We start from the raw sequence: 5,133 nt of genomic DNA, 5'->3' as shown, positions 1-5,133 counted from the left end.
CCCTAACATTGTTTATCTTAGACAAAGGATATGAGTCTTTCTTAAACCTGAACTCTTTTGAATCCAAGTTAAAATCAGTATTTTTGTACATAATTTCCCTCTATTCGTATAACGCCCAATTAAGGTGTGAGGCACGCAATACCAATGCCACCGCATACCGCCTTAATCACTAAAACCAACGCATGGTAAAAATGCCACGCGTGCCGAATCACTCTTAAATTGTTTGTTATGCTTGTGGTTCTGAAACCACGACACTGTCATTTGCCCTTATGTACATCAAATGCTTGTCGTAAAATCCGTTTCTCGCACAACCATGTTGCAACGCTTTTTTGTAGATTGAAGCCACAAATATATCGGCTACGCTAAAGTCGTTACCCACTGAAAATCCTGATTCGCAACAGATCGATGTACTTAACTTCTCTAAGCAACGCATGATCCAGTCTCCACGGAGTTCGCGCTTTGACGTCTCATTTAACTCTGGACGCATAAACCTTAATACTGTTCTATTTTGGGGAGAGTGAATACTGGAGTTTACGTACTCACAAACTCTGCGGATGTGCGTTTTTTCATTGAGGCTTTTACCAAACAAGCTTGGATTAGGAAAGCGTTCTTCCAAATACTCAACAATTGCCATTGATTCAGAAAATACCGAACCATCGACAGAAAGAGATGGGACATAGCCAAAAGGATTTATATCTAGGTATGTTGTCGTTAGTTCGTCAGAGCTGACCTCAATTCTATCGTAACGTATACCCTTAAAATTGAGCACCCACTCCACCCTTTCAGAGCTATTCGAACCTTCTGCGCTATACAACGAAACTTCCATATATCCTCCCGAAAAGCATAACGCCCTGTTAAGGGGTGAGCAACGCGATACCGGAGCCGCCGCATACCACCTTAAGCACTAAATTCAACGCATAGTGAAAATGCCACGCGTTGTGAATCCCTCTTGAACAGTTTGTTATACGATGCCTCACAGCAAGCGCTGAAACTGACCGTTTTTAGCTTTGAAACCTAGCTTATTAAACAAAGCTTGAGACCGAAAGTTACCCTCATCAATATCTGCATACAGTCTTTCAATGCCCAAAGATTTAGCATGAGAAAATAATAAACTAAGAGCTTCCGACATATACCCTTGTCGCCAGTACGATGAATTTAGTAAGCATCCGACCTCACAGGAATCACTGTTATCACTAAAACTATGTAAGCCGCAGGTTCCAATAACTTTGTTTGTCGCTTGATCCATAATCGCCCATTCCAACGATTCACCTGATTTCTCCAGCCGGACGACACTTTCTAGCATCTGAACTATCATATCTTTCGATGTAAAAACTGGGTCTGAGGCAAATTCCATTGTTTGAATATCACCATAAATTTCAAACAAATCATCAGAATCATTCGTTTGAATTGACCTCAAAACAATTCTACCTCCGTGTAAATCAGGCTTCATTTCTCTCCTTAATCGTATAACGCCCTGTTAAGGGGTGAGCAACGCAATACAAAAGTCGCCGCATACCACCTTAAACACTAAAACCAACGCATAGTGAAAATGCCACGCGTTGCGAATCCCTCTTGAACAGTTTGTTATGTGTGTTATTTTCGCTTGCCATTCCGGTCTTTGGTAACGCGAATGCTAAAGGCTTTTAGTTTATCAGACTCTACTACCTGCATTATTGTAAGACGATCGGAGCTTGTATAATTCAGCTTTAAGCAAGCTTAAACTCTTTCACTTCAAGTTTTTCTACAACAAGAACAACTTCTCGATTCTCAGCATCCTTTACCACAGCTTCCTCTTCTGGGTCACTTGAGTCGAACCACTCAAGGTTTGAACCAAGCTCGTTAATATTATCAAGTACCCATACTTCCCCATCTTCCAGAAAAGTAACTGAAATTGGAAACTTGGGTTTATTCTCTAACTTCATGATGGAATTCCTCAACACACATAACGCCCTGTTAAGGTGTGAGCAACGCAATACCGATGCTTCCGCATACCACCTTAATCACTAAAACCAACGCATAGTAAAAATGCCAAGCGTTGCGAATCACTCTTAAACAGTTTGTTATGCTTTGGAAGACATGTATTTCCATATGCTATGATCAAATAATGATTCTTTTATTCCTAATATTTCTGATGTTTCGGAAACTATATTATGCGCTTCTTTATAACTTGAAACTTGAGAACCAGATAGCTTTATGAAATTAATTAAATGCCTATCAATAGCATTAGTTTCATGCCCAGTCAAAATTCTAAAATAATCAGCGGTCTTACACTTTACTCCAGGTAACTTCTTTAGTAATTCGAGATTAGAATCATCAGCTAACCAACTACTAAAGTCTTCTATGGTCTCAATATCATTAGATTTCAAGAACTCAGATAAAGTTTCGATTCTCACGGTCTTAGAGCTTTGCTTCCAATTTATTAACTCGGAAAGAGTAACTGTGTTGTATAGATCAATAAACTGAGAAGTCGTTTTACATTCTGGGTACTCCGTCAGGAATTTGGTAACCCTTGGCTTAACTGTCGAATTGTAGTTTATTCCTGCTTGAAGAATACCATCTATTATAGTGGCACCCATATTGCCATAGTTTCCATCTAGCTCTGAAACAAATTCAAAATCGGTAAGATTTTTCACAAACTCTGCGAGTTTAATAGATTTTTTATTCATTGAATATATTCCCATCCTTGAGAAGCATAACGCCTTGCTAAGGTGTGAGTAACGCAATACAAAAGCTACCGCACAGCGCCTTAATCACCCTAAGCCACCGCATAGTAAAAATGCCACGCGTTACGAATCACTCTTAAGCAATTTGTTAGTACATGCGCTACTTCTATTTATGCGCTCCAAGATATTGAAAAGTGGCATGATATGAAAGGCTTTGAACACTGAAGTGAGACGGGCAGCTACAAAACTTTACCGTATTGAGAGACGAAAGTTGGCTAGAAGAAAAACGCACTGAACGCCCCTACTTTCACTCACTTCAAATTAGAAAAGGATTCGATCCTCGCACTTTGATGGCAACACTCAAAGAAAGATAGGATTCACTTCGGAAGTACAGCGGAAGCGAAAAAGCGCCAAAGAAATAGGCTAAGAGTTAGAAACCGTAAACGGTAAAATCAAAGCGAACACTCCGCATATAGTGCCACCGGAAAGAACGTGAAAGGCACTAACTTTAAGGTGTAAAGACGAGCGCCAAAACAGATAAACACCAAAACTTATAACCTTTGATGTCAAACCCGTACTAACGCCGCATTAAGGTGTGAGCAACGCTACCACAAAACTAAACCATACCACCGTAAACACGAAACCAACGATGAAATGAAAAATGCCAAGCGTTGCGAATCACTCTTAAATGCTTTGTTATGCGTACTTTTCCGCGAACATCTGTTTATAGGATTTATTCTGCAATGCTGAACCTGTCAACCCAAACTTGCTGGCTAGGGCTTCAAGTTCCGACCTATAAGCAATTAGCATTGATTCATCGTCTGTCATGATAGCGAACTCAGCAAAGTCGCCAATTCCATCTAATGAGTCAACCGTGATATGAAACTTGCCAACGAAATAGATACTTCGAGTTTTGGTAGCCTTTAACGTAATTTCGTACCCCATAGTTTCAAGCATACTTTTAGCATTTTCTGCATCAGTGATATTAGTCGCTTCACATCGGTCTGCCTCAGGGCCTTTTACAGTCCAAAGCTTAATACCCGAAGGCTTCATAGGTACTTTAGCTCTACCTCATATTTACCCTGAAAATGCTCATCGCTCATCTTGGGATCCTATAACAAAATGCGAATTTTACCATAAAAGTGAGTAGCTAATCATGATCGTACGCATAACGCCCTGTTAAGGTGTGAGCAACGCAATACAAAAGCCGCAGCATACCACCTTAATCACTTAACCCAACGCATGGTAAAAATGCCACGCGTTGCGAATCACTCTTGAACAGTTTGTTATGTTGAAACTCAGCACGTGTTTTACATTAAACTTTTACCGCATTTTCAACTGCATCAAGACTTCCAGGTGTCAAAGACAGCTTCAATATTATGACCATCTGGATCATGAACGAAGCAGGCATAATAGTTCTCGGTATAGTGAGGTCGCGGTCCTGGAGCTCCGTTGTCTCGCGCTCCTGCTGAAATAGCTGAGTTATAAAACTCTCGAACCTTTTGCTGACTCGCCACACGGAAGGCAATATGAAAGCTCGTTAAAGCACCCTCAGTCTTAGCACTACAGATCTCGAATAAGAAGCCCTTACCGAGGTCGAAAGCCCAAAATTTACCTTTTTCACCAAATGCAATTTTGTACCCTAGTGGACTAAAAGCTTCTTCATAAAACTTCCGGCTTCTTTCTAAATCACTAACGGGAATTGTAACGTGATCAATCATGTATATACCTAAGATATTGTGTGGAAGAAGAGATTAGCTGAATACCTGTGGGCTTTGAAGCCCTATTCAACATAACGCCCTGTTAAGGGGTGAGCAACGCAATACTCAAGCCGCCGCATACCACCTTAAACACTAAAACCAACGCATAGTGAAAATGCCACGCGTTGCGAATCCCTCTTAAACAGATTGTTAGGCTCTGTTTTCCTCGAACCAAAAGTCATGTTGATTCAATTGAATGTCAAATCCACTTTTGGATAAAAAGTTAATCTGCTCTCGATTGAACTCTACTCCGTGCTCTTTTTTGAACGCCTTCATTTGACATAAAAACCTAAACTCCTCAATGTCTTTAGTTCCTTTTGAGGAATTACAGGTTTTACAACACGGAAATAAATTTGAGAGTTCTGTTTTACCTCCTCGAGACTCGGGGACAAAATGATCAACAGTTAGCGTTTCGAGAACATCCGACAACGGTGTAGTTTATACCCTGATCATTTTCATACCACCCTTCAACCTGAGACATAGACCCCCCATGAACTGGACAGCATCCTTTATTAAGCCTATTTAAGCGCTCTTCTACTTTCTTTCTCATTGCTTCCTCGGAGCCTAACGCCTTGTTTAGGTGTGAGGCATGCAATACCGAAGGTTCCGCATAACACCTTAACCACTAAAACCAACGCATAGTAAAAATGCCACGCGTGCCGAATCACTCTTGAACAATTTGTTATACGAATTTCTTCAGTGCCAACACT

At 40.6% G+C, this 5,133-nt stretch carries 6 protein-coding genes and 1 pseudogene; all 7 read right to left on the bottom strand.

The genetic code is table 11. The features are described from left to right. Positions 1-226 precede the first annotated feature (226 nt). Positions 227-826 (bottom strand): glutathione S-transferase family protein, encoded by a 600-nt coding sequence (locus R7R24_RS24030; RefSeq protein ID WP_054579718.1) that lies wholly within the window; start codon positions 824-826, stop codon positions 227-229. Between the two features lie 147 nt (positions 827-973). Next, positions 974-1,450: a GNAT family N-acetyltransferase gene (locus R7R24_RS24025; protein ID WP_025559909.1), complete on the bottom strand. Its 477-nt coding sequence runs from the start codon at positions 1,448-1,450 to the stop codon at positions 974-976. Positions 1,451-1,706: 256 nt separating this feature from the next. After that, positions 1,707-1,922 carry a hypothetical protein gene (locus R7R24_RS24015; protein ID WP_080607094.1) on the bottom strand — a complete coding sequence of 72 codons (216 nt, stop codon included), beginning with the start codon at positions 1,920-1,922 and terminating at the stop codon, positions 1,707-1,709. A gap of 138 nt (positions 1,923-2,060) precedes the next feature. Next, positions 2,061-2,666 carry a hypothetical protein gene (locus R7R24_RS24010; RefSeq protein WP_054579719.1) on the bottom strand — a complete coding sequence of 202 codons (606 nt, stop codon included), beginning with the start codon at positions 2,664-2,666 and terminating at the stop codon, positions 2,061-2,063. 693 nt (positions 2,667-3,359) lie between these two features. After that, positions 3,360-3,716, bottom strand: a pseudogene (locus R7R24_RS24005) (class IV adenylate cyclase); the annotation flags it as partial. 290 nt (positions 3,717-4,006) lie between these two features. Continuing rightward, positions 4,007-4,384 carry a VOC family protein gene (locus R7R24_RS24000; RefSeq protein ID WP_140340774.1) on the bottom strand — a complete coding sequence of 126 codons (378 nt, stop codon included), beginning with the start codon at positions 4,382-4,384 and terminating at the stop codon, positions 4,007-4,009. Positions 4,385-4,573: 189 nt separating this feature from the next. Beyond that, the gene (locus R7R24_RS31005; protein ID WP_224721388.1) at positions 4,574-4,852 is read right to left on the bottom strand and encodes an HNH endonuclease; all 279 of its coding nucleotides are present in this window, start codon (positions 4,850-4,852) and stop codon (positions 4,574-4,576) included. Positions 4,853-5,133 lie beyond the last annotated feature (281 nt).

It is taken from the genome of Vibrio sp. 704 (genome assembly GCF_033339295.1).
The sequence above is the reverse complement of the archived record's forward strand: the minus strand, read 5'-3'. Positions and strand labels throughout refer to the sequence as shown.